We start from the raw sequence: 24,300 nt of genomic DNA on the forward strand, positions 1-24,300 counted from the left end.
CCGGGGACGGTTCTCTTGGTCACCGGGGACGGTTCTCCCGATTACCAGGGATGGTTCCCTTGATCACCAGGGACGGTTCCCCCGGTCACCAGGGACGGTTCTCTTGGTCACCGGGGACGGTTCCCTTGGTCACCGGGGACGGTTCCCATGGTCACCAGGGACGGTTCTCCCGGTCACCAGGGACGGTTCTCCCGGTCACCGGGGACGGTTCTCCCGGTCACCGGGGACGGTTCTCCCGGTCACCGGGGACGGTTCTCCCGGTCACCGGGGACGGTTCTCCCGGTCACCGGGGACGGTTCTCTTGGTCACCGGGGACGGTTCTCTTGGTCACCGGGGACGGTACTCCCGGTCACCAAGCCCAGGGGGCGCTCGGGTCACTCCCAAGGGTGACGTTTTCGGATGGAACGCTCTCTGATGTGGCAGTTAACCTGGCTGGGTACCGACGAAGAGCTTGTCGGACGGGGATTCCGGGGGGAATCGAATCATGCGTAAGGCAATTGCATTGGTTGCGGTCGGCTGCGTTTTCGCGGTGGTGCCAGTCGGCGCCAGCCCAGTTGTCGCGGAGGCTGCGCCCTCGGTCGGCACCGTGGCGCTGCTGCAGGCGAAGTCATCGAAGAAGGCGCTGTACAAGAACTGCACCGCGCTGAACAAGAGGTATCCCCACGGTGTCGGTAAGTCCGGCGCGAGGGACAAGACCAGCGGCAAGCGGGTCACGAATTTCAAGAAGTCCACCGCGATCTACAAAGAGGCGATGAGCCATAACCGCGGTCTTGATCGCGATAAGGACGGCATCGCCTGCGAGAAGCGCTGAGCTGCCCCGGTCGCTCGACACGCGGGCAGGTCCGCCGGACGGTAAACCGAGAGGTCTGTGCCCGGTAACCCGACCCGGGACAGGTCGGTCAGCAACTCGCGCATCAGCGCCGGACGTCCGAAGTGACCAAAAGAACCGTCCCCGCGTACCGGCTCGGCGAAGTGACCAAGAGAACCGTCCCCGCCTACCGGCTTCGCGAAGTGACCAAAAGAACCGTCCCCACGTACCGGCTTCGCGAAGTGACCAAGAGAACCGTCCCCGCCTACCGGCTGGGCAGGTTAGCGCCAGCGCCCTGCCTGCATCACCGAACGGATGAGCGGGACGCCGGGCCGGTAGGCCAGGTGCAGGTGACTTGAGGCGTCCAGGACGATCAGATCGGCGGCGGCACCGGGCTTGAGCACGCCGATGTCGCTGCGTTGCAGCGCTCGCGCTCCGCCGGCCGTCGCCGCCCAGACCGCCTCGTCGGGGGTCAGGTGCAGGTCGCGAACGGCGAGGGCGATCACGAACGGCATCGACGTCGTGTAGGACGTCCCCGGGTTGCAGTCAGCGCCCAATGCCACGGTCACGCCGGCGTCCCAGAGCCGACGGGCGTCCGGGTACTTGTTGCGGGTGGAGAAGTCGGCGGCCGGCAGCAGCGTTGCCACCGTCTCGGACGCCGCCAGCGCCTCGATGTCTGCGTCGTCGGTGTGACAGACGTGGTCCACCGACGCGGCCCCCAGCTCAACAGCGAGCTGGATGCCCGGCCCTTGATGCAGCTGATTTCCATGCACCCGGACGCCGAGACCGGCCCGCTGCCCGGCGGTCAGCACGGCCCTGGACTGGTCCTCATCGAAGGCGCCCTGCTCGCAGAAGACGTCGATCCAGGACGCCAGCGGCGCGCACGCCGGGATCATCTCGTCGATCACCATCGCCACGTAGTCGTCGGCGCGTCCCGCGAACTCCGGCGGTGTGACATGCGCCGCCAGCAACGTGGTGAACGGGCTCTGGCTACGGGCGACGTCCAGGCTGCGGTGTTCGTCGGCCACACTCTGGCCGTACCCGGACTTGATCTCGACGGTCGTCGTGCCCTGCCGCAGATACTCGTCGAGCAGCCGCGTCACGTTCGCCGACAGCTCCGCGTCCGAGGCCGACCGAGTGGCGGCGAGCGTGCTGCGAATCCCGCCGGCGGCGTACCGCTGCCCCGCCATCCGGGCGGCGAACTCCTCGGCCCGCTCGCCGGCGAACACCAGATGGCTGTGGCTCTCCACGAAGCCGGGCAGCACCGCGCGGCCGCCCGCGTCGATCCTTTCGTCGGCGTCCGGTGCCTCGGGACGGGCGCCGACCCAGGCGACCCTGCCGTCGTCAACCACGACGGCCGCGTCCGGGATGACGCCCAACAACCCACTGTGAGAAGGGTCGTTCGTGACCAGTGAGCCGATGTTGTCGATCAGCAGGCTCACGACCTCAGTCCTCCCACATCGGAATCCGGACGCCCCGCTCGCGCGCGACATCGGCCGCATGCTGATACCCGGCGTCCACGTGCCGGATGACACCCATGCCCGGATCGTTGGTCAGCACCCGCTCCAGCTTCTGCGCGGCCAGTTCGGTGCCGTCCGCCACACAGACCTGTCCGGCATGGATCGAGCGGCCCATGCCGACCCCGCCGCCGTGGTGAATGCTCACCCAGGACGCCCCTGACGCGGTGTTGACCAGGGCGTTCAGCAGCGGCCAGTCGGCCACCGCGTCCGTACCGTCGAGCATGGCTTCGGTCTCCCGGTAGGGCGAGGCGACTGAGCCGGAATCGAGGTGGTCGCGTCCGATCGCGATCGGGCCGATCTCGCCGGCGGCGACCATCTCGTTGAACTTCAGGCCGGCACGATGCCGTTCGCCGTAGCCGAGCCAGCAGATCCGGGCCGGCAGCCCCTGGAAGGACACCCGCTCCTGCGCCATGGTGATCCAGCGCTTCAGGTGCTCGTTCTCGGGGAAAAGGTCGAGAATCGCGGCGTCGGTGGAGCGGATGTCCTCGGGGTCGCCGGACAGCGCCGCCCAGCGGAACGGCCCGAGGCCCTCCTCGAACAGCGGACGAATGTAGGCCGGCACGAAGCCTGGGAACTCGAAGGCCCGGTCGAAGCCGCCCTTGCGGGCCTCGTCGCGGATCGAGTTGCCGTAGTCGAAGACCTCGGCGCCGGCGTCCTGGAAGCCGACCATTGCCCCCACATGAGCGGCCATCGCCGCTTGTGCATCGCGGGTGAACTGCTCGGGATCGGCGGCCGCACGGTCCTTCATCTCGGCGAACTCATAGCCCAGCGGCAGGTAGGCCAGCGGGTCGTGCGCCGAGGTCTGGTCGGTGACCACATCGATCGTGACCTCGCCGACCCGATGCCGGCTGAGCAGCTCGGGCACTAGGTCGGCGGCATTGCCCAGCAACCCGATCGAGAGTGGACGCCGGTCGGCTTTGGCTTGGTTGGCCTGGGCGATCGCGTCGTCCAGATCGGACGCCTTGACGTCGAGGTAGCGGTGCTCGATCCGCCGGTCGATGCGGCTCTCGTCACAGTCGATGCAGATCGCGACGCCGTCGTTCATGGTGACCGCGAGCGGCTGCGCGCCACCCATGCCACCCAGGCCGGCGGTCAGCGTGATGGTGCCGGCGAGAGTGCCGCCGAAGCGCTTCCGGCCGACCGCGCCGAAGGTCTCGTAGGTGCCCTGCAGGATGCCCTGGCTGCCGATGTAGATCCACGACCCGGCGGTCATCTGCCCATACATCATCAGGCCGGCCGCTTCGAGTTCGCGGAAATGCTCCCAGTTGGCCCAGTCGCCGACCAGGTTCGAGTTGGCGATCAGCACCCGCGGCGACCACTCGTGGGTGCGGAACACACCCACCGGCTTGCCGGACTGCACCAACAGCGTCTCATCGTCGGCCAGTGTCTCGAGGGTCCGGACGATGGCGTCGAACGCCTCCCAGGAACGCGCCGCACGTCCGGTGCCGCCGTAGACCACCAGGTCGTCGGGGTGTTCGGCGTTCTCGGGGTCGAGGTTGTTCATCAGCATGCGCAGCGCGGCCTCCTGCTGCCAGCCGCGGGCGCGCAACTCAAGGCCTCGGGGGGCGCGGACGGGACGGGGTCCGGAAGTGGTCATCGGTGGTCTCCTCTCCCCTCCAGGATCGGACGCCGCGCGTCGCGATTCAGCAGTCGACAGCCACGGGTCTTATATCCGAGACACAGCAGAGAGTGAAGCAGGTTGTGCCGGTCGAGCCGGACGAAGGCGGTGCGAGGCGGCAGGATGAGCTCATGGCCACCGAATCGAGCACCTCTCCGGCGGTCGGCCGGGCCCTCGACATCCTCAGCTACCTCTCGGAGCGGACCGGTACCGCGCCCGCGTCCACCATCGCCCGCGACCTGGACCTGCCTCGTTCGTCGATGTACCACATTCTGACGGTGCTGACCGAGCGGGGGTTCACCGTCTATGTGCCGGAGGCCCGTGGCTACGCCCTCGGCGCCGCCGCCTACCGGTTGACTTCGGCATTCACCATGCACGACCAGCTAGAACGGATGTCCCGGCCGGTGCTGCGCTCGGTGGCTGCCGCGGCCGGCATCACCGTCCATCTCGGCATTCTGCGCGGCGCCAGCACGCTCTACCTGTTGAAGGAGCACCCGCCCCGGCAAAGTGAACTCGAGCCCCCTTTGGTCACTGCCGTAGGCGTCCTACTGCCGGCGCACCTGACCGCGAACGGGCGGGCCATCCTCGCCCACCTTCCCCCGGCGCAGCTGCACGCCCTGTACTCGCGTCCGGGCGATTTCGTCTCTCGAACCGGACGCGGCCCGCGCTCGGTCGACGACCTGCGGACCGCGCTCGCGCTGGAGAAGGCGCAAGGCTGGTCGGAGGAGGTGGAGTTGATCGCTGCCGGCCTTCGATCGGCGGGCGCCCCGGTCTTCGACCTGCACGACCAGCCGGTGGCTGCGCTGAGCTGCACCTGGCGGTCCCGGATGGCCCTGCGCGACCCGTCCGAACTGATCGGGCATTTGGTCGCCGGCGCCAAGGAGATCACCCGTCGCCTGCGCTAAGACCTCGGGCACGCGAACCGGTACCCGGGGGGACGGTTCTTTCGGTCCACAGTTGTCCGCGCGTACCAAAAGTGACCGAAAGAACCGTCCCCGCGAACCGAAAGTGACCGAAAAGAACCGTCCCCGCGTACCGAAAATGGAACGAAAAGAACCGTCCCCCGCGTACGGATTTCAGCCGAGCGGGCCGGTGACCGACTCGGCCGCCTCGATCAGGGCGCCGGAACGGACCAGATCCACCACGGCCTCGAGTTCGGGCGCGAGGAAGCGGTCGGGACCAGGGCCGTCCACCACGTCGCGGACGCGGTCGCGGACGGCGGCGGTCGCCGGGGCGGGTGCGTGCTCCCGCAGATCGAGGGCTCGGGCGGCACTGACGATCTCGCCGGCGAGCACCCGGGTCAGCCCGTCCAGCGCGCGACGCAGCTTGCGGGCCCCTGCCCAGCCCATTGAGACATGGTCCTCCTGCATCGCCGAACTCGGGATCGAGTCGACCGAGGCGGGCACGGCCAGGCGCTTCAGTTCGGAGACGATGCCGGCCTGGCTGTACTGCAGGATCATGTGCCCGGAGTCGACGCCGGGGTCGCCGGCCAGGAACGGCGGCAGCCCGTGGCTGCGCTTGACGTCCAGCAGCCGGTCGGTGCGGCGCTCGCTCATGGACGCCACATCGGCCACCGGGATCGCCAGGAAGTCCAGCGCGTAGGCGACCGGCGCTCCGTGGAAGTTGCCGTTGGACTCGACCCGGCCGTCCAGGGTGACCACCGGATTGTCAATCGCCGAGGCCAGTTCGTTGTCGGCCACCCAGCAACAGTGCGCCAGGGTGTCACGCGCGGCGCCGCTGACCTGGGGCGCGCAGCGCAGCGAATAGGCGTCCTGCACGATCGGGTACTCGTGGTCAGCATTGTCCGCGTGACTAGCGGTAATACCCGAACCGTCGAGCATCGCGCTGATCACCCTGGCACCGACCGCCTGGCCGGGTTGCGGCCGCAGGGCCTGCAGGTCGGGGGCGAACACCCGCGGCGTCCCGAGCAGGGCCTCCACACTCATCGCGGCCGCGATGTCGGCGCTGAGCAGCAGCCGGGCCAGATCGTGGGCGGCCAGGATCAGCTGGCCGAGCATGCCGTCGGTGCCGTTGATCAGCGCCAGCCCCTCCTTCTCGGCGAAGGTGACCGGCTCGATGCCGGCCTCGGCCAGCGCCTCGGACGACGGCCGCCGATCGCCCGCGGCGTCCCGGACGAACCCTTCGCCCATCACTGTCAGCGCGCAGTGCGCCAGCGGCGCCAGGTCGCCTGAGCAGCCCAGCGAGCCGTACTCGTGCACGACCGGCGTGATGCCGGCGTTCAGCAGCGCGGCGTAGGTCTCGGCCACGATCGGACGGACGCCGGTGCGCCCGGTCGCCAGCGTGGACAGCCGCAGCAGCATCATCGCCCGGACCACTTCGCGCTCGACCTCGGGACCCGAGCCGGCGGCGTGCGAGCGGATCAGGCTGCGCTGCAGATCGGCCCGGCGCCCGGCCGGGATGTGCCGGGTGGCCAGCGCGCCGAAGCCGGTCGAGACCCCGTACACCGGCTGGTCGGACGCCGCGAGCGCCTCGATCCGGGCCCTGGTCGCGGTCAAAGCGGTGCGTGCGTCTGCCGCGAGCTCCACCCGCGCGTCACGTCGCGCCACCGCCACCACCTGATCGCGGGTGACCGGGCCCATGCCGACAGTGACCGTCCTCATGCTCATTCAGTGCGCTCCTCTCCTCCCCCACCGTGTCCCGATCGCTGGGGGCCGTCCAGACGACCGGCCCTGACGTCTCGGATACGAGCACCGGTGCGGGATCGGGGACATGCCGGCCACTGCCGGCCCACGTGGTCGCAGCCCGGACGCCTCGTCCGAGGCTCTTGGACGGGCAGCCTGATCCCAAGATGAAGAGATGGCGCGATCCGGGCGGCCCGGGGTTACCCTGAGACACCTGCAGGAGGTCCGATGCCGATGACACCGCCCCGGCGCGGCGCTCGATCCCGATGCACGGCGCTACTGGCCGGCATCGTCGGGCTCGCGTTGCTCGCCCCGGTCGGTACCGCCGACGCGGCCGGCTACGCGAGCGACCGGGAGAAGCCGAGCCTGACCGGCCTGCTGGTCGGCTTCCGTGACTTGTGGCGGCCGTCCGGCACGCTGAGGGGCACGGTCCGAAACAGCGGCCAACTGGCCTGGAATGACCGGATGGTCAGCTGGATCAACCAGAACGCGACCCCCGCGCAGCGGTTCCGCGCGCTACAGGACGCCGAGTACCTGGCGAAGGACCGCTCGGGTTACGACCAGTCGATCACCATCGCCGACGGCCTGGGCAAGCGGCTCGGAGAGCTCTATGTTCAGGGGCGCCTCACCGGCAGGCTGCCGCTCGTCTCCAGACTGCTGAACACCACCGACGGGCTGGTCGGCGACTACCTGACCACCGGCTCGGCGAAGAAGGCGTTCAGCTACCCGCGTCCGTTCCTGAAGACCGCCCCCTCGGCCAAGCGGACCAACGGCGACTCCGCATCCTGCGCGCCGAGCAAGGTGAACGCCAAATCGCTGACGAAGCTGCGCAAGGGCAAGGCCTGGGCAGACTCCAAGGGCAATCTGCGAATCACCCGGGTCCCCGGCACCGTGGACCGGACCAGGACCTACGCGACCTCAGACGTGCGGTTGGACGCCGGCTACGGCAGCACGAGCCTGTGCCTGAGCGGATCCTTCCCGAGCGGACACACCAGGGCCGCCTACGCGGTCGGACTGACCCTGGCGACCCTGCTGCCGGAACTGGGCCCGTCGATTCTCGCCCGCACGTCGGAGGCTGCCAACAACCGCATCGTGCTCGGCGTCCATTATCCGCTGGACGTGATCGGCGGCCGGATGGGCGGCCAGGCGGCGGTCGCCGCGCGCTGGTCGGACAAGTCGTTCCGCGACCAGGTCCTGGCGCCGGCACGGGCTGAGTTGGTGGCCTACCTCGAAGCGGGCTGCGGTCGCGCACTCGCCGCCTGCATCGCCGCGGACGCCCCGTACGCCAACAATCCCTACGGCGGCGCCAAGCCATCCCGGGGCACCGCCCAGATCGTCATCGACCGCGGCAGCGCTGTGAAGGTGTTCACCGAACGCCTCGGCTACGGGTTCAGCGCGACTCAGCGCCGCGGTCAGTCGGCATCGGTGCCGGCGGGAGCAGAGAATCTGCTGCGGACGGCGTTCCCCTCGCTGACCAGCACCCAACGCCGCTCGGTGCTCGCCCAGACCGAAATCGACTCCGGTCACGCGCTGGACACGACGGCACTGCACAAGAAGGGCCGCGGCCCAGGCTCGTGGCAGCGGCTGAACCTGGCCGCGGCCCTGTCGGCGACGGTTCGGCTGCGGGGGAACGGGAGCGTCACGGTGACCTCGATCGGTGGCAGCCCCACCGTGCTGCCGGCGCTCATCCCGGAGTCTCAGCGAGCCTGGCCCGGCAGTTCACCGCATCACTAGAGCCTCAAGCCACCGATGGGTGGCGTAGCGAGCGGCACCCGATAGGTGCAAAGGCAAGTCGGGTGCGCGAAGTGGTAGGGGGCCGTACGGGGAGCGTGTCCGGCGCAGCCCGTGCGCCCGGCTGGGGTCGCGCAGTCGTCGCCGATCGGTGGCTCCGGGCCAAGTGCGAGGCGGCGGACGTAGGTCAGGGTTCGAGCAGGCCACAGATATCCGCCGCGCTGAGCGGCGCGGCCAGCGGCCGCGCCGACATTGCGGCGAACAGGTTCAGGCGTTGCTCGCCGGATGCAGCGCAATCATGAGTGCGACCGCGCCGTCGTGGGTCTCACTGGAGTGCCCGCGTCCGTGGGTGTCCTCGACCAGTACGACGTCACCGGCGGTGACCGTCCTAGTCTCCCCCGTGGCGGTGATGTCGAAAGAGCCCGAAAGCACGACCACGAGCTGGCGACTCGACTCGGGCTGTGTAGGGTGACCGCCGCCCGCCGGACCTCGGACGACAACCGCCGACGACGCGTCCAGTCGATCCGAGACACTCAGCTCGTGCAGTCCCGGGTGCTCCGGCCGCATTGTCGGCCGCCAGTCGACGAATCGCGCGTCCCCTTGCTCGTCGACACCCAAGCGGATGAAGGTGGGGCCGGTGTCCGTGCCGGTCATGACCGACCCTGGTGCTCGAACTGCGTTCGCGCTTGGCTGCCCTGCGACCGGCGATGTCGCTGCGCCGTCCCGGCGGGATGGCTGCGCAGTCGCTCGATCTCGTCGAGCAGCGCATCCACGCCGTCCGCCTCGCTGATCTGTCGGGCCGCTGCCCCGGCGGCGCGCCGGTAGGCAGGTTCGTCGAGCACCCTCCGGACGGCCTGTGCGATGTCGGCCGGTCGGGGCCGGCCGGTGCGCAGGTTCACCCCCACGCCAGACCACGCCACCCGGGCAGCGACCTCCGGCTTGTCCTCGCCGGCGCCGGCCACCACCGAGGGGACGCCGTTGGCCAGAGCGAAATGGACGCCTCCGTAACCGCCGTTCGTCACGAACGCGTCCACCCGCGGGAACAGTTGGTCATAGGGCAGGAACTCCGCCGCCCGCACATTGCTGGGCAGCGCGCCGAGTTGACTCACCGGAGGACCGCCCGTCGTCACGACAAGTTGCACCTCCGATCCGGCGAGAGCCGAAACTGTCGGCCGGATCAGCTCGTCCAGGTCGTGGTTCGCGATGGTCCCCTGAGTGACGAGTACCAGCGGACGACTCGAGTCCAGGCCCCGCCACCAGGAGGGAAGCTCGTGTGCGGTCGACCGGATCATCGGTCCGGCAAACCGGATCGGTACCGTCGCGTCCGGCCTCGGATACTCGAACGCCGGGACCGAGAACTGGATGATCGCGTCGGCACCGCTGACCCAGTTCATCACGAAGCTCGGGGCGCGGCGCCCGACCACCGAACTGAACAGCACGTCGTACTCGCGTTGCACGGGGCCGAAGACCCCGCGCTGCACGAGGAGACGAAGCACTCGGTTCCGTGCTCGATCCAGGCCGCCTGCCCCAGACCTGAGCGGCGACAGCCCGAGACCGAATGGCGGCACGTAGTCGGAGTCCAGGGTCAGCGGCAGTACGCCGGCGACGATCACCGGCGGCCGCGTCGCCTTCGGCGCTGCCGCCAGCAGGGCGGCGCCGACAAAGGTCGGGTCGACGACAACCGCGGCAAGCGGCTCCGACATCGTCGAGGCGAGCGCGTCGTATTGAGCGCGGCCGGGCCGGAGGAAGGTGTTCGTCACGTCGTACCGCAAGCCCGCGATGCCGTCGGGTCGCACGGACTTGTCCAGGCCGGCGTTCAGAAGCCGGTCGTCGAAGTCGGCGTCGGCCGGCAGTGCAATGAACTCAGCCCCGATCGCTGCGACCTGGGGGGCGAAGCGGCCGCCGGTGACGAATCGCACCCGGTGTCCGCGTTCGATGAGTTGACCGGCCAATCCGATCATCGGCGCGACGTGTCCGTAGATCGGCACACTGGCCATGACGATAGTGCTCATGCGAGTCTTCCTCCCGTAGGATGTTCGATACGGTGTCGAACAGTTCACTACCATAACACAGTGATGAACCATTAGCGAAGGGTCCGAATATGGCCGCTGCGAAGTACTCCTCAACCCTGCGGGCCGAACAGGCGGCGCAGACCCGGCAACGGGTGCTGGCGGCCGCCGCCGAGCTGTTCGCCACCAGGGGGTTCACTCGGACCACGCTCGCTCTGATCGCTCAATCGGCGGGAGTCTCCGTGGAGACGGTGCAGGCGCAGGGCTCGAAGCGGAGCCTGTTGAGTGCAGCGATTCACTGGCGCACGTTCGGCGAGGCCGACGAGAACCGATTCTTCTCGACCGCGAGGGCTCGCGAGATCTTCGAGGCGGCGACCCCGGACGAGATTTGCGCTCGTGCGTCCGGCCAAGTGACCGATTTCAATGCGAGCACGTTCCGGATCTGGCGCACCTTCGTCTCGGCCGCCGGCGACGACCCCGTCGTCGATGCTGAACTCACCGAGCTCGCCCGGTTCATCCGCGGACAGTGCCGGGAGATCGTCGCCGTGCTGGCGTCCCGGGATTGGCTCCGAAGCGACGTCCCCGTGGGCGAGCTAGGCGACAGCCTGTGGGTCCTGATCGGCAGTGAGAACTACGAGCGGCTCACCGTCCGCCTCGGCTGGCCGCCCGAGCGATATCAGGACTGGTTGGCCCGCTCGTTGAGCGACCTGCTATTCCCAGCCGACTGATTCGGCAGGGTGCCGGCGCCCGGGCGCACGCTGCTGCTGCCGAAGCGGCACCATCAGGGTTCGAGCAGGCCACGGATATCCGCCGCGCTGAGCGGCGCGGCCAGGTCACCGGCCTCGCCGACCACCTTGGCGAACAGGTCGCGCTTGCGCTCCTGCAGGGCCACCACCTTCTCTTCGATGGTGTCCGCGCTGACCATCCGGTAGACCATCACCGGCTTGTCCTGGCCGATCCGGTGGGTCCGGTCGATCGCCTGCAGTTCGGCGGCCGGGTTCCACCACGGGTCGAGGATGAACACGTAGTCGGCCTCGGTGAGGGTCAGCCCGAAGCCACCCGCCTTGAGGCTGATCAGGAAGACCGGGTCGTCGCCGGACCGGAACTGCTCGATCCGGGCCGCCCGGTCGCGGGTCCGGCCGTCCAGGTAGGCGTAACCGATGCCCTCGTCGTCCAGCCGCTTGCGGACCAGGCCCAGATAGCCGGTGAACTGGCTGAACACCAGCGCGCGATGCCCCTCGGCGGCAAGCTCGGTGACGAGTTCGAGCAGGGTGTCGATCTTGGCCGAGGCCGCCGCCTGATCGGGCAGCACCAGCGCTGGAGAAAGGGCCAGCTGCCGCAGCCTGGTCAGCGCCGCCAGAATCGTGATCCGATTCCGTTTCAGGTCATCGACCAGGCCCAGCACCTTCTTGCGTTCCAGCGCGAGCTGCTTGTCGTAGAGCCGCCGGTGCGCCGCCGACAACTCGATCGACAGCACCTGCTCCTGCTTCTCGGGCAGCTCGGCGGCGACCGTCTCCTTGGTCCGTCGCAACATCAGCGGCCGGACGCGCCGGTGCAGCCGGGCGAGCGCCTCGGGCTCCGATCCCGACTCGATCGGCTTGCGGTACCGGTCGGCGAACAGCACCGGATCGGCGAACAACCCGGGCGCCACGATCGACAGCAGCGACCACAGGTCCATCAGGTTGTTCTCCAGCGGGGTGCCGGTGATGGCGAATTTGGTCCGGGCGGACAGCTTGCGCACCGACTGGTGCCCGCGGGCCTGCCGGTTCTTCACGAACTGCGCCTCGTCGAGCAGCACCGCGGACCAGCGCTGCGCGGTGTACTCGTCCTCGTCCAGCCGCAGCAGGGTGTACGAGGTCACCACCAGGTCGGCGCCGTCGGCCAGCTCTTCGATCGACTCGGCGCGCTTCTTGGCCGTCTGGCTGACGACCCGCACCGACAATCCGGGCGCGAACCGGGCCGCCTCCGCCGCCCAGGTGCCGAGCACGGACGTCGGCGCCACCACCAGCAGCGGCCGGTCCAGGTCGCCGGCCTCCTTCAGCGCGCAGGTCAGCGCCAGCGCCTGCATGGTCTTACCCAGCCCCATGTCGTCGGCCAGGATTCCGCCCAGCCGCGCCGTGTAGAGGAAGTGCAGCCAGCGGAACCCGTGCAGCTGGTACGGCCGCAGGGTCGCCTTCAACCCGGCCGGCGGTTCGACGTCCGGCAACTCCTCCAGGTTGAGCAGGGCCGAGACCGATCGCTGCCACTCGGCCGACTGCTGGGCCACCACGCCGAGCGAGACCAGTTCCTCCCAGAGCCCGGCGTGCTCGGTGCGCAGCCGCAGCTGCGGATCGCCGTCAGGCGCCAACTCGCGGGCTTCGGCGATCAGCGCGCGCAACTGCTCGAGTTCGGGCCGTTCAAGGCTGAACCAGGTGCCGGACGGCAGGATCAGATGGGTCTGACCGGTCGCCAGCGCGGTGAACAGCTCCCGGTACTCGACCGGTTCGCCCTCGATGCTGACCCGGACGTCGAGGTTGAACCAGTCCGCGCCGTCGGCCGGGTCGGACACCGCGAGTTGCACCTCGGGCGCCTCGGTGGCCAGCCGGTAGTCCGCGGGCGTCCCGGTGACCTCGACCAGGACGCCGGCCGCACGCAGTGCCGGTAGTCCAAGTTCGGCCAGTTGTGCGGTCGCCGGCCCGCGCAGGGTGGCCCGCTCGACCGGCCGGTCGTCGGTGCTCACCGGCGACATCGGCCACGGGCCGGACGGCAGCGCGTCGAGCAACCGCCGCTCGGCGTCCGGATCGCGTTGCACCGGCTGCGCGCCGATCGGCTCCAGGTCGACGTCGAAGTCGGTCTCCCCCACCTGATAGCGGAACGTCCAGGCCAGCGTCGCCAGATGGTCGGGCAGGAAGTCCACCGCGATCCGCAGCCGGGGCGGCCGCGCCTGCGGCAACTCGATGTCGTCGGCGACCTCGAGGTCGACCAGCCGACGCAGCGGCGGCAAAAACTGCGTGGCGAACGCCGGGACGTCGGCCTGCGGAATGTCGAGCCGGGCGTGCTGCAGCAGCAGCGCCTGCTGGCCCTTGGTCAGCGGTTCGACGAACGGCACCAGCAGCAGCTCATGCTCGTGATCGATCGCGAAACCGTGCGGGGGATCGCCGAGCAGGTTGGCGTAGGGCACCGACCGCTCCAGTTCTCCCGTGACTGCGACCGTGTGCAGCTGCAGACCGGTCTCACCGCGGGTCAGCCGCGCCGCCAACCGGGCCGGTTCGGCCACCCGCACCGGGGGCGTGTCGCGTCCGGGAACCAGTTCGACACCGGCCGCCAGCACCTGGCGCAACCAGTACCAGGCCGGTGTGCCCAGCTCGCCGAGGTCGAGTTCGTCGGAGCGTCGCGAGTAGTAGTAGCTGGAGTTGGTCCGCAGGTCACGGGTCCGGGCCAGCCCGGCCAGCGCCTCCCGCTGCTGCTCCAGATACTTCCCCGACCAGGGGTATTGCAGGTTCTCCCAGTTGATGCCGGTCTTCACCCAGCGTCCGGACCGTCCCCATTGCAGCGGGCGCAGCAGCACCGAGCCGGACGACCGGGTCACCTGGATCGCCAGCGGATCGCCGTTGTCGTGGCTCGCCGTGCCGGCCACCACCTCGGTGAGCGCGCGCTGCCAGGCCGGGGTGAGCGCCCGCACGTTGACCAGCCGCATGTGCCAGATCAGCGCCGCCGCGTGCTTGCAGCGCTGCCGCACCGGGCAGCTGCAGCTGGTGCTGATCTCGCCGCTGCTGACGTCGTGCCGCACGACCGTCTGATACACCCGGTAGGACGAGCCGCGGACCCGGGCCTGGATCACGCTGCCGGTCGGCGCCGACCCGACCCCGATGCTGCCGACCCGGCCCTGGTCGGCGTAGGACTGACCGCGGGCCAGGGTCGAGGCGCCGAACAACGCCAGCAGGTCACGCTCGCTCAGCTCGTGTACCCAGGCCGGGTATTTGGTGGGGGTCATCCGGCGGGCCTCCTCTCGCCGATCTCGTCGGTACGCGCGGCAGACCGATGAACGTAGCGCACGAACCCCCTCAATCTGCGGCGCGATGCCGACTGGGCAGAAGTCAACCAGCCGCCACCGACACAACCCCTCACCCGGCCCGGACGCCTCGCGCGACCGGCGGACGGGGGCCACAATAGTCCGATGTTGCTGCCCCCGAAGATCGCGTCGGGCGTCCGGGAGGGCACGGTGACCCTGGCCTTCCGGCGCTGGCGGCGTCCCGACGTCCGCCCCGGGTCGGAGTTCCGCACCTCAGCCGGCGTGGTCCGGGTGGACGCCGTGGAAACGATCGACCCCGACCGGATCAGCGATGCGGACGCGGTTCGCGCCGGGCACCCCGACGCCGGCTCGGTGCTTCGCCGGCTGGCCGGCGAAGCGGACTGGCCGACCTACCGGGTCACGTTGTCCTGGGCCGGGGAGGACCCCCGGATCGCGCTGCGCGGCGACGACACCCTGACCGACGCGGACGTGGCCGCCCTCGACCTGCGCCTGGACCGGCTCGACCGGGCCAGCAGTCACGGCGCCTGGACGCTGGCCACCCTCGAACTGATCCGGCGCCGTCCGCATACCCGGGCTCCCGATCTGGCCGCCGAGCTGGGCCGGGAGCGCGACCCGTTCAAGATCGACGTCCGCAAGCTGAAGAACCTCGGCCTGACGATCAGCCACCCGGTCGGCTATGAGATCAGCCCGCGCGGCCTCGCCTACCTGACCCGGACGTCCCGCACGACCTGAGCCTCCGCGCGGGTTGAGTCCGCGGTGGCCGCGGTGGCCGAGCATTCGCTCGCCAGGCCCGGGCAGCGGGTCGGGCTCGACCGGGCAGAGGCCGGTTACGGCCGTCGACTCCGCCGCCGGATCATCGATCCGGCAAGGACCAACGCGCCCACCGCCAGCAACCCGAGCCCACCCAGCAACACCGCCGGCTGCGCGGACGTCCCGGTCTGCGGCAGATTGTCGCCCGGACTGGTCGCGGTCGGGCTCGGCACCGGCGACTGGCTCGGCGTGGGTGTGGGGGTGGGCGGCGCGGTCGCCGCGACGACGGTCACCGACGCCGGGGCGCCGGTGCCACCGTCCTTGTCGGTGGCGGTGAAGCTGGCCTGGTAGCTTCCCGGCACGGCGTAGGTATGGGTGACCGGAGGATCCGCCGGGCCCACCACCGATTCGACCGGCGAGCCGTCGCCCCAGTCGACGGTGTAGGTGAACAGCGCAGCCATGTCGGCCGACGAAGGATCGTTGGCACCGACCTTGATGGTGAACGGCACCCCCGCGGTCGCCGTCAGGCCACCGGTGAGCACCGACGCCGGGCTGCTGTTCACCACGGTGAGCGCAGCCGTGCCGTCCAGGCTGACCGCTCCCGAGGTGACCCGCAGGGTGACCGTGCGGGTGGCCGGACCGTCATTGATGCCGAGCGCCTCCAGCTGCGCCCAGGTCAAGGTGACGCTGGCCCCGTCCGCGTCGGACGTGCCGTCGCCGTTGACGTCCCAGGCGTAGCTGACGCCGGGCGAGGACCCGCCGCCGTCCAGGGTGAGCGACTCCCCCTCGGCCACCGTGTACGGACCGCCCGCCTCGGCCACCAGCCGCACCGCTTGAGTGAACGCGAACGAGTCGGCCGGCGCATAATTGGCCGAGCCCTCGAAGCGCGCCACCACCTGGTGGGTTCCCGCGGCGAGGCCGGACGTGGTGAAGCTCGCCGCACCGCTCGCGTCCAGCTCATCGACGCCGATCTCGGTGCCGTCGACCACGAAGCTGACGGTTCCGGAGGTGAGCGGTGTCGCGCCGGAGCGGACGGTTGCGGTGAAGGTGACCGGATCACCGAGGTCGACCGGGGACGCGCTGCTGACCAGCGTCACGGTGCTCGGCGCCGCGGTGACCACATGGTCGACGGTGCCCGAGCCGCCGGCCACGGTCGCGTTGCCTGAGAAGGTCGCGGTGATCGGGTGGGTGCCCGCCGTAAGCATGTTCGCGGTGAGTTGCGCGGTGCCGTCGGCGGCAACCGGGATTGCCGGCCCGTAGCTGGTCCCGTTCTCACTGAACTGCACGGTGCCCGAGGTCACCGGCGCTCCATCGGCGGTGACCGTGGCGGTGAAGGTGGCGTCCGAGCCGAAGACCGAAGGGTTCGGCGCCGAGACCACCACGGTCGTCGAACTGAGCGCGGAGACGACCTGGTCCAGATCGTCGTCGCTGACCGAGAGGTTGGCGGTGCCGCCGTATCGCGCCTCGATGGCGTGGGTGCCCACGGCGAGGGCGGACGTGGTCAGCGTCGCCACACCGCTGGCGTCCACGGCGACGGCAGGCTGGGCGGCGCCATCCACGCTGAAGGTCACCGAGCCGGCGCCGACCGGGCTGCCGTCGCGGGTCACGGTCGCGCTGAAGGTGACCGCCGCCCCCACCTGCGCCGGATTGGCGCTGGAGATCAGCGCGGTGGTGGTCTCGGCCTTGGTCACCACCTGGCTACGGCTTCCGCTGCTGTCCGCGTACTCGTCGGTGCCGCTGTAGCTCGCGGTGAGGGCATGGGTGCCGGCGCTGAACTCGGTCGTGGTGAGGGTCGCCGTCCCGTCGGATGCGACCGCTACCGGCGCGCCGAGCGGGGTGCCACCGTCGGCGAACTGCACCGTGCCCACCGAGACGGGGTCGCCGTCGCTGGTCACCGTCGCGGTCAGGGTGACGCTCTGGCCGAAGCTGGACGGGTTGGGCGCCGCGGTCAGCGTGGTGCTGGTCGGTGCCTGGGCGACGATCCGCAGGCACCAGCCGCCCGAGATCGAGCCGTTGTCGCCGGTGGCGTCGTCGAACACCCACAGACTCCAGATGCCGTTGCCGCTGGCCCCATTGAAGGTGGCCAGGGTGGTCGCCGAACTCAGCGCCGGGGCCGGCGCGGGCAGGTTCTCGGTCGACTCGTCGGCGATCCGGGTCGGCCGGTAGCTGCCCGAAGTGAGTGAGGTGGCCGAAACTGTGCCTGCCGCCGCGTCGTCGAAGGTCAGGTTCACATTGCTGGCCGGGTTCTGCCCGCCGCCGTCGCTGAGCAGGAACAGGTTCTTGCTCGGGGTCGGGCCGGAGAGCAGGATGTCCAGGTCGATCGGGGTGGTGTGCGAAACCCCTTTGAGCTCGGCGGTGACCTTGGTCACGTTCCCGGCCAGCCCCGACACCCGGATGTTGGACGGGTAGGGCGTCGACGCGCCGGCGTTCGGCACCGTGATCGGTCCGGTGTTGCAGTACAGGTTCCCCTCGACGGTGGTGGTGTTGTCGACCCGTTGGGACACAGTGCCGGTACTGGTCAGCAGGCCGGTGGCGCCGCTGTAGGTGGCCCGGATCAGGTGGCTCCCCTCGGCCAGGGACGAGGTGGTCACGGTGGCGTTGCCGCTGCCGTTCAGCGGCACCGCGGCGCCCAGGTTGGTGCCGTCGGCACTGAACTGGACGGTGCCCGCGGTGACGGCTGAGCCGTCCGAACGGACGGCGGCGGTGAAGGTGACCGGCGAGCCGGTGGCCGAGGTCGCGTCCGAGGAGGTGACCGTGGTCGTGGTCGCGACCGCCGCGGTTTCGGTGGTGATGGTCAGGCTCCAGCCGCCGGCCATCTGGCCGAGGTCGCCGGAGGTGTCGTCGACGATGAAGAGCCGCCAGCTGCCGTTGGCGTTGATTCCGGTGAACGCGCCGGCGAGGGTGGTGTCGTTCGAGATCGCCGGCGCCGGAGCGGGGAAAGTGTCCGGGGTCGCTCCGAACGCGCGATTGGTAGGACGGTACGAGCCGGTCGGCACACTTCCGGCACCGGGAATCTGGCTGGCGGCCGAGTCATCGAAGGTCAAAGTCGCATTGGACGCCTCGGTGAAGGTGTTCTCGTTGGCCGCGTCGGAAAGGACCACCAGATTCTCGCCGGACGGTGCCACCAGGAGTGCGTCGACATCGTTCAGGCTGCCATGGCTGAGGTTGTGAAACGTGACGGTGACCTTGCTGACCGCACCGGTCATTCCGGCCACGGTCAGCGACGAGGGATAGGGACCCGCCGGCCCGAGCTGGTTCGCCGAACCGGTCGCCGGAATGGCGATTGCCGCACTGTTGCTGAATGTGGTCGGACCGTCGGCGAATGCCGTCAGTGGCTGAGCCAGCTGGGTACCCACGAGCAGGGCGAAGGCCAGCACCGACGCCACCCAGGGACGGCGTCGTCGCGGCATCGTGGACCTGGTTGCTCCGGTCGCCATCACCCGCTCGCTCTCCGGCGCGGTAGCCGTCCATTGGCTCCGGGGGGTGCGCCGACTCGTTGCCCGTAAGGAGGGCAGGCTATCGCGGATCTCGGGACTCGGGAATGCCTGCTCGACAGATCAATCGGCTACCGATTCAGCAAACCGCCGGCCGGAATGGGGGGCCACGACAAGCGCAACGACAGCGGCGAACGGGGCGGCGGCCCGATCATCACGAAACCTGCCTCGCCGGAAATCAGCGGGGACGTCCCAGTCCGGCTTCCCGGGCGGTCACGATCGCGGCCGACCGGTCCCGCGCCTGCAATTTGGCCAGGATCGCCGAGACGTTGTTGCGCACCGTCTTGGGTGAGAGATAAAGCCTGGCGGCGATATCGCTGTTGGAGAGCCCGGCGGCGACCAGGTCGAGAATCTCCCGCTCGCGCTCGGTCAGTTCGGGGAACACCGCCGGTGTGCCTGCGACTGCCGGCCCGGAGGCGAACACCCGGGCGATCCGCTGCGCCAGCGAGGCACCGAAGACCACGCCGCCGCCGTGCACCGTCCGGATCGCCTGGACCACCTCGTCGGCGTCCGCTCCCTTGAGCAGGTAGCCGCGAGCGCCGGCGGTGATCGCGCTGAACACGGTGCCCTCGTCCTCGCCCATGGTGATCACCAGCACCCCGGTCGCGGGCAGTTCGGCCAGCACTCGCCGGGTCGCCTCGATGCCGTTCAGCCGGGGCATCTGCAGATCCATGATGATCACATCCGGACGCCTGGCCAACGCCTGCTCGACGGCTTCGACGCCGTCCGCGGCCCGGCCGACCACGTCGATACCGGGCAGCGGATCCAGCAGCGAGGCGAGTCCGTCGCGGTAGATCGGATGGTCATCGGCGATCAGCACCGCGATCGGCTCGGTCATGACTCTCCTCCGGTCAGCGGCAGCACGGCTCGGACCACGGTCCCACCGCCGGCCGGGCATCCGATGGTCGCCTCCCCGCCGAGTTCGGCGGCCCGCTCGCGCACCGAGAGCAAGCCGACGCCGGCGGTCCGCTCCGACGATATCCCGACCCCGTCGTCGGTGACCTCCACGATCAGGGCATCAGCCTCGCGACTCAGCCGGACGCCGACCGCGCCCGCCGCGGCGTGCCGCGCCACGTTGGTCAACGACTCGGCGACGATCCGGTAGGCGGCCACCTCCACGGCGGCCGGGAGCCCGTCCAGCCCCTCGGCGTGGACGGCGACCGCGGGACCGGCGGAGCGAAGTTGGTCGGCCTGCTGCTCGACGGCGGCCAGCAGGCCCAGGTCGTCCAGCGCCGGCGGCCGGAGCCCGTGCACCAGCCGGCGCACCTCGACCACCGCGTCCCGCAGGTCGGCGCGGGAGCTGGCGATGAGCTGCCGGGCCCGGTCCGGGTCGGCCGTGACGGCCGACTCGGCGGCCGCCAGCCGGAGCCCGACGCCGCCCAGCGCCGGGCCCAGCCCGTCGTGCAGGTCCCGCCGGATCCGCCGGCGATCCTCTTCGCGGGCGAGCACCAGCCGCTCCCGGCTGGCCTGCACCTCCTGTGCCAGGCTCCCTAGCCGGACGGCGATCGCCGCCTGCCGGACGACATCCATCAGCAATGCCTGGTCGGCCCTGGTGAGCACCGCCCGCAAGCCGCCGCCGACCGGCAGGAGCAGTCGTCCGACGGTCTGCCCCGAGTAGGCGATCGGCAGTTCGGTGATCTCGTCCGGACGGCGTCCATGCTCGGCGAGCAGCCGTCCGCCGTCCGGGGCGAAGACCTCCACGCCGACGTAGGGCACCCGGAACGAGTCGGCCACGGACGCCACCAGCGCGGGCAGCTGATCGGCCACCGAGCCGCTCGACTCCAGCCGGGCGGCCAGCGCGGAGACCACCTGGTAGCGGTCGCCGCGCCGTCCGAGCAGCCAACGCCGGACCCGCACCCAGACCAGCCCGCGCAGCGGCGCGTACAGCAGCACCGCGAGCAGCAGGACCACCATGGTGACCTCGCGCTGGTCGAGATGCTCGCCGAGCGCCTGGGTGACCAGCGCGGCCACGGCCAGGTCGACACCGATCACGATCGCTCCCATGGCGCCCCAGGCGATGGTGTCGGCGACCAGGCCGTCCACGTCGAAGCGGTCGGGCGCACAGATGCCGACGGTCACCGAGATCGAGGTGGCCGCGACGGCCGCGAACAGTGTGTAGCTGGCCAGCGCGCCCGAGGGTGCCAGCAGGCTGATCACCGCCAGGAAAAGGCAGACCAGACCCGCCCAGAGCAGCCAGCGCAGTTGCCGCCGCTCCACGCCGGTGGCCGCGCGGTGCCGGACCACCACCAGAGCCAGCCCGGGCAGCACCGACGCCAGCGTGATCAGCCGGGTGACCACCAGCATCGGGAAGCCGATCTCGGCGGGGATCGGCAGGCTGAGCAGGTCCGGATCGGCGATCGGCGGACGCGGCACGCCCAGTTCCAGGACGGCGGCCGGCATCACCAGCAGGGTCACCGGCAACACCGCGGACGCCGCGATGGTGACGACGCCGAGCCAGCGCCAACCGCCGGCCAGCAGCCGTCCGGTCGGGTAGAGCACCAGCAGCAAGGGCAGCCCCACCAGCAGGAATGCCCCGGCGCGGGCGACGAACCAGTAGGCGAACGCGGTGCCGGCCAGCAGGTCGTCCGGCGGCGTCCCGAACGGTGGAGTGATGCCCAGCCCGTACCAGGCCTCGAGCGCGCCGTCGAAGGCCCAGAGCAGCCCGAAGCCGGCCAGGATCCGGCCGAGCGGGTGACCGGGATGCCGGGACAGGATGACCGCCGCGCAGGCCGCCATCACCACGCCCAGTGGCGCGGTCGGGCTGACCAGGTCGAGTGAGCCCCCGGCCCGGAACCGGAGCAGGTGGCAGACCGCGGTGACCACGACCAGCACGAGCGCGACGATCAGCAGCGCGATCGGCAGTGGCTTGAGCCGGGGCATCCGCAGGGGCACCCCGGCATTATCTCCGCCGCCGCGTCCCGCTGCCCCGGGACCGGCGTCCCGTTGTGACGGGCACTTTCCGCCCGCACAGATCGGGACGCCGCACCCTGCCTGCCGGGTCGGTGGGCCCAGCAGGGTTACCTCATCGCAAAGCCGGCCAGTCCGGCGAAACCAAACGGAGGAAACCACCATGACCATCTCGCAGCAGCCGGCACCCGCCCGCTCCGACCTGACCCTGACCGCCCCCGCGCCGGCCGAGGCCACCGCGGACTCCCGCCACCCGTTCCGCCGGCAGGGCTACCTGCTCACCGCCGGTGCCGTTACCTGGGCGGCCGCGATGGTGCTGTTCGACCTCGACCCGAGTTCGCGGACCGGCGTGATCGGCTACGCCTTCGGCTCCGGCTTCTTCCAGGTCGGCGTGCTCGCGCTGCTCTGGGTGCTGTGGCAGACCAACGCCCTCGGCAACGGACGGATCGCCAAGGCAGCGCTGATCGTGGAGACCGTGCTGCTCACCTTCGCGATCGGGTCCACCGCCGCGGACGGCCTCGGGATCAGTGACCTGAGCCAGCCCGGCTGGGCGCTGCTGGACGCGTGCTGGCCGTTCTCGATGTTCGGCATGTTCCTGATCGGCATCCGGATCGCGATCGCCGGCAAGTGGCAGGGCGTCCGCCGGTTCTGGCCGTTGGTCGCCGAGAGCTGGGCCGTGGTGACCATTCCAACCCTGATCGTCTTCGGCCCCGCCATCGCCCAGGTCGTCGCCCCGCTGCACCTGCTGGTCGGTTACGCCACCCTCGGCGTCCTGGTCGCCACCAAGCCCGCCCAGCGCTGACCCGTCGGCCCCTCGCCCCAGGGCCCTCCCTAACTACCTGTGCCCTCCCACATGCGGGAGGGCACAGGTAGTTAGTTAGGGAGGGCCTGGTGTGGATCCGCGTGCCGGGACGGGGCTCCAGCGAACCTCCAGCGGATCTTCAGCGAATCTGCAGTTATCGCCGAGTCCGACCTGAGCAAGCTTCGGCAGGGTACCTACATGCACCGGCGCCGCCCCTAGTCAGGCGGTTTTCGGAGCCACATGGCGGACCGGAGCGGTCATCGATCGGTGATCGGCTCTCCCCTCACCGGAGCTACGGCCCGGCTTGGGGATCCTGGTTCGCCGGTCGGCCCGTGCCGGTGCGGCAGAACGAGCCGGCCGCCCTGCGGTCGACCGTTCAGCCGGCCGGCGGCCGGGCCGACGTGGGGGTGCGTCGCCCGGCCGTCGGCTCGTTCCGGGTCGATCGGTCGCTCGGTAGTTAGCCGGACTCGAATCAAGAGCCTAGGACGATCTTGAGCCGATCTTGAGGTTGCCTCCAGATCGTCTGCAGACAGCTACCGCAGGATGGTTCTCACACCCGGGGACTCGTAGGTGATCGGGGATCGGAACGCGGAGGGCGAAAGGAGGGACTGACATGGGGGTGGCAGTCGTTTCTTTCAGTGGTCGGGGGGCCACTGGGAAGCCCGGACGCACCGTCCCACCATCTCGCGGGGGTGCGTCGTGAGTTGCTTGCCGGCACAGGAGGATGCCGGCAAGCAACCCGACTTCGTGCCGACGGCCCCGGGTGTCTCAGCTTTTTCCGCCTTGGACGAGATGCGCGAGCAGCTGGGCGACGACGCGGCGGTTGCCCGCTTCGTGGCCAACTACCTGGCGCTGCTCGACCAACGCATCGTCGAAATCGGCGAGTCCATCCAGCGGGCCCGACGGGACGAGTGCATCACTCGGCTGCTCACTCTGGAGACCTCGAGCCACATGGTCGGGGCCGACGAACTCAGCCTGCGGGCGGCGGCTTTGCGACTCGCTGTGGGACGCGACCAAGCCGACACCGGGATGCTGTTTGCCGAGCTCACCCGCTCCGCATCGTCGACCCGGGCCTGGCTGGCCTCCGGCTGAGGAAGCCGCAGTCTGAGCGTCGTCGGGCGGGTCGGCTGATGGCGAGGTCGCAGGGCGGCTGCCGCACGCACGTCCGGCGGCCACGCTTGCGAGAAAGTCAGAGGTCCAGGTCGGGCGGTTCGGCCAGCCCGAGGTCGATCCGCTCAACCAGGGCGGTCACGTCGTCCAACCGCGGAGTGGCCCCGGCGAGCAGCAGCTTCTGCAGTTCGTCTGCTGCCTCCGCCGCCTGGTGGTGACCGAAAGTGCCCGCCGAACCGCGCAGGCTGTGCGCCACCGACCGTCCGCGGTCGCGTTCCTCCGCACCGAGGACGCCGGCGCCGCGCCAGGCGTCCAGCACCGCGGTCAACTCCTTCAGCCGCGCCCGGTTGGTGTCCCAGGCCCGCTGCGCGAGTGCCTGGTAGGCGCCGGCCATCGCGTCCGATGAACTCACGCCTGCCACCCGAGCAGACGTCGCACCTCGGTGCCCAGGGCCATCGGATCGAACGGCTTCGCGATCACTCCGGCGATGTTCTCCTCTGGCTCGTCGCCGTCGACCCGGGCGGTCAGCAGGATCACCGGGATACCGGCCGTGGCCGGATCCGCCTTGAGCCGCTCGGCGGTCTGCCAGTCCGTCCATGCCGGGCATCATCACGTCCATCAAAATGCCGTCCGGACGATGCCGCTGCGCCTGACGGACGCCTTCGAGGCCGTTCGTCGCCGTGACCACGCGAAACCCGTCCACCAGCTCGAGGGCAGCGGCGGCCACCTCACGGATGTCGTCGTCGTCGTCCACTAGAAGCAGCAGCCTGGGATTCGCGTCGGACGGAATGGGCATCACAACTCCTCCAGGGATGGTGGGGGTCATCGTAGTGCCGCGCCGTGCCCGGGTGAACCGGGACGCGGCAACCAGCGCCGGAATCGGCGACGGCGCGGCCC

Annotated in this window: 18 protein-coding genes and 1 pseudogene; 7 read left to right on the forward strand and 12 right to left on the reverse strand. The window is 70.2% G+C overall.

The genetic code is table 11. From position 1 onward, the window contains the following. Positions 1-484 precede the first annotated feature (484 nt). The gene (locus QM711_RS14850) at positions 485-811 is read left to right on the forward strand and encodes an excalibur calcium-binding domain-containing protein (protein ID WP_415100666.1); all 327 of its coding nucleotides are present in this window, start codon (positions 485-487) and stop codon (positions 809-811) included. A 278-nt stretch (positions 812-1,089) separates the two neighbouring features. On the opposite strand, the gene hutI is transcribed toward QM711_RS14850, so the two are convergent. Together hutI and hutU are read right to left on the reverse strand one after the other, a co-directional pair. Next, on the reverse strand, positions 1,090-2,250 hold the full coding sequence (hutI, locus tag QM711_RS14855; RefSeq protein WP_415100668.1) for an imidazolonepropionase: 1,161 nt from the start codon (positions 2,248-2,250) through the stop codon (positions 1,090-1,092). 4 nt (positions 2,251-2,254) lie between these two features. Beyond that, positions 2,255-3,925 carry a urocanate hydratase gene (gene hutU, locus QM711_RS14860; protein WP_415100670.1) on the reverse strand — a complete coding sequence of 557 codons (1,671 nt, stop codon included), beginning with the start codon at positions 3,923-3,925 and terminating at the stop codon, positions 2,255-2,257. A 152-nt stretch (positions 3,926-4,077) separates the two neighbouring features. Between hutU and QM711_RS14865 the strand changes: the two genes are divergently transcribed. Next, the gene (locus QM711_RS14865; RefSeq protein WP_415100672.1) at positions 4,078-4,851 is read left to right on the forward strand and encodes an IclR family transcriptional regulator; all 774 of its coding nucleotides are present in this window, start codon (positions 4,078-4,080) and stop codon (positions 4,849-4,851) included. A gap of 171 nt (positions 4,852-5,022) precedes the next feature. On the opposite strand, the gene hutH is transcribed toward QM711_RS14865, so the two are convergent. Beyond that, positions 5,023-6,573 (reverse strand): histidine ammonia-lyase, encoded by a 1,551-nt coding sequence (hutH, locus tag QM711_RS14870; RefSeq protein WP_415100674.1) that lies wholly within the window; start codon positions 6,571-6,573, stop codon positions 5,023-5,025. Between the two features lie 243 nt (positions 6,574-6,816). On the opposite strand from hutH, the gene QM711_RS14875 reads away from it, so the two are divergent. Further along, positions 6,817-8,322 (forward strand): acid phosphatase, encoded by a 1,506-nt coding sequence (locus tag QM711_RS14875; protein WP_415100676.1) that lies wholly within the window; start codon positions 6,817-6,819, stop codon positions 8,320-8,322. 264 nt (positions 8,323-8,586) lie between these two features. Here the strand turns inward: QM711_RS14875 and QM711_RS14880 are convergent, their stop codons facing one another. Both QM711_RS14880 and QM711_RS14885 read right to left on the reverse strand, forming a co-directional pair. Beyond that, the gene (locus QM711_RS14880; RefSeq protein WP_415100678.1) at positions 8,587-8,973 is read right to left on the reverse strand and encodes a cupin domain-containing protein; all 387 of its coding nucleotides are present in this window, start codon (positions 8,971-8,973) and stop codon (positions 8,587-8,589) included. Then, positions 8,970-10,331: a glycosyltransferase gene (locus QM711_RS14885; protein ID WP_415100680.1), complete on the reverse strand. Its 1,362-nt coding sequence runs from the start codon at positions 10,329-10,331 to the stop codon at positions 8,970-8,972. The genes QM711_RS14880 and QM711_RS14885 overlap by 4 nt, the downstream gene beginning before the upstream one ends. Before the next feature lie 89 nt (positions 10,332-10,420). Between QM711_RS14885 and QM711_RS14890 the strand changes: the two genes are divergently transcribed. Beyond that, entirely contained in the window at positions 10,421-11,056 is a 636-nt protein-coding gene (locus tag QM711_RS14890; RefSeq protein ID WP_415100682.1) for a TetR/AcrR family transcriptional regulator, read from the forward strand. Positions 11,057-11,109: 53 nt separating this feature from the next. Here the strand turns inward: QM711_RS14890 and QM711_RS14895 are convergent, their stop codons facing one another. Continuing rightward, positions 11,110-14,301: an SNF2-related protein gene (locus QM711_RS14895; RefSeq protein ID WP_415100684.1), complete on the reverse strand. Its 3,192-nt coding sequence runs from the start codon at positions 14,299-14,301 to the stop codon at positions 11,110-11,112. 183 nt (positions 14,302-14,484) lie between these two features. Between QM711_RS14895 and QM711_RS14900 the strand changes: the two genes are divergently transcribed. Beyond that, positions 14,485-15,072 carry a hypothetical protein gene (locus tag QM711_RS14900; protein ID WP_415100686.1) on the forward strand — a complete coding sequence of 196 codons (588 nt, stop codon included), beginning with the start codon at positions 14,485-14,487 and terminating at the stop codon, positions 15,070-15,072. Between the two features lie 95 nt (positions 15,073-15,167). Here QM711_RS14900 and QM711_RS14905 read toward each other — a convergent pair whose 3' ends face one another. From QM711_RS14905 to QM711_RS14915, 3 genes are all read right to left on the reverse strand, one after another. Continuing rightward, positions 15,168-18,527, reverse strand: coding sequence for a beta strand repeat-containing protein (locus tag QM711_RS14905; RefSeq protein WP_415100688.1), 3,360 nt, complete (start codon positions 18,525-18,527; stop codon positions 15,168-15,170). Between the two features lie 235 nt (positions 18,528-18,762). Continuing rightward, positions 18,763-19,422 (reverse strand): response regulator, encoded by a 660-nt coding sequence (locus tag QM711_RS14910; RefSeq protein WP_415100690.1) that lies wholly within the window; start codon positions 19,420-19,422, stop codon positions 18,763-18,765. Next, complete coding sequence (locus QM711_RS14915; RefSeq protein WP_415100692.1) at positions 19,419-21,476, reverse strand: sensor histidine kinase; 2,058 nt, start codon at positions 21,474-21,476, stop codon at positions 19,419-19,421. The genes QM711_RS14910 and QM711_RS14915 overlap by 4 nt, the downstream gene beginning before the upstream one ends. A 178-nt stretch (positions 21,477-21,654) precedes the next feature. Here QM711_RS14915 and QM711_RS14920 point away from each other — a divergent pair, with 178 nt between their 5' ends. Next, complete coding sequence (locus QM711_RS14920) at positions 21,655-22,293, forward strand: hypothetical protein (RefSeq protein ID WP_415100694.1); 639 nt, start codon at positions 21,655-21,657, stop codon at positions 22,291-22,293. A gap of 699 nt (positions 22,294-22,992) precedes the next feature. Next, complete coding sequence (locus QM711_RS14925; RefSeq protein ID WP_415100696.1) at positions 22,993-23,385, forward strand: hypothetical protein; 393 nt, start codon at positions 22,993-22,995, stop codon at positions 23,383-23,385. A gap of 97 nt (positions 23,386-23,482) precedes the next feature. Here the strand turns inward: QM711_RS14925 and QM711_RS14930 are convergent, their stop codons facing one another. From QM711_RS14930 to QM711_RS14940, 3 genes and pseudogenes are all read right to left on the reverse strand, one after another. Continuing rightward, complete coding sequence (locus tag QM711_RS14930) at positions 23,483-23,815, reverse strand: Hpt domain-containing protein (RefSeq protein WP_415100944.1); 333 nt, start codon at positions 23,813-23,815, stop codon at positions 23,483-23,485. Continuing rightward, positions 23,812-23,940, reverse strand: coding sequence for a hypothetical protein (locus QM711_RS14935; RefSeq protein WP_415100952.1), 129 nt, complete (start codon positions 23,938-23,940; stop codon positions 23,812-23,814). Before QM711_RS14935 ends, QM711_RS14930 begins: the two co-directional genes overlap by 4 nt. Before the next feature lie 109 nt (positions 23,941-24,049). After that, a pseudogene (locus tag QM711_RS14940) lies at positions 24,050-24,229 on the reverse strand (hypothetical protein); the annotation flags it as partial. Positions 24,230-24,300 lie beyond the last annotated feature (71 nt).

The organism is Micropruina sp. (genome assembly GCF_047602385.1).
In the GTDB taxonomy this organism is placed as follows: domain Bacteria; phylum Actinomycetota; class Actinomycetes; order Propionibacteriales; family Propionibacteriaceae; genus Micropruina.

Excerpts from the sequence above, each read along its gene's own strand:
- QM711_RS14895 (WP_415100684.1), bottom strand. The coding sequence starts at position 14,301 with ATGACCCCCACCAAATACCCGGCCTGGGTACACGAGCTGAGCGAGCGT.
- QM711_RS14890 (WP_415100682.1), top strand. The coding sequence starts at position 10,421 with ATGGCCGCTGCGAAGTACTCCTCAACCCTGCGGGCCGAACAGGCGGCG.
- hutU (WP_415100670.1), bottom strand. The coding sequence starts at position 3,925 with ATGACCACTTCCGGACCCCGTCCCGTCCGCGCCCCCCGAGGCCTTGAG.
- hutH (WP_415100674.1), bottom strand. The coding sequence starts at position 6,573 with ATGAGCATGAGGACGGTCACTGTCGGCATGGGCCCGGTCACCCGCGAT.
- QM711_RS14850 (WP_415100666.1), top strand. The coding sequence starts at position 485 with ATGCGTAAGGCAATTGCATTGGTTGCGGTCGGCTGCGTTTTCGCGGTG.
- QM711_RS14905 (WP_415100688.1), bottom strand. The coding sequence starts at position 18,527 with ATGGCGACCGGAGCAACCAGGTCCACGATGCCGCGACGACGCCGTCCC.
- QM711_RS14885 (WP_415100680.1), bottom strand. The coding sequence starts at position 10,331 with ATGAGCACTATCGTCATGGCCAGTGTGCCGATCTACGGACACGTCGCG.
- QM711_RS14920 (WP_415100694.1), top strand. The coding sequence starts at position 21,655 with ATGACCATCTCGCAGCAGCCGGCACCCGCCCGCTCCGACCTGACCCTG.
- QM711_RS14875 (WP_415100676.1), top strand. The coding sequence starts at position 6,817 with ATGCCGATGACACCGCCCCGGCGCGGCGCTCGATCCCGATGCACGGCG.
- QM711_RS14900 (WP_415100686.1), top strand. The coding sequence starts at position 14,485 with ATGTTGCTGCCCCCGAAGATCGCGTCGGGCGTCCGGGAGGGCACGGTG.
- QM711_RS14910 (WP_415100690.1), bottom strand. The coding sequence starts at position 19,422 with ATGACCGAGCCGATCGCGGTGCTGATCGCCGATGACCATCCGATCTAC.
- QM711_RS14865 (WP_415100672.1), top strand. The coding sequence starts at position 4,078 with ATGGCCACCGAATCGAGCACCTCTCCGGCGGTCGGCCGGGCCCTCGAC.
- QM711_RS14880 (WP_415100678.1), bottom strand. The coding sequence starts at position 8,973 with ATGACCGGCACGGACACCGGCCCCACCTTCATCCGCTTGGGTGTCGAC.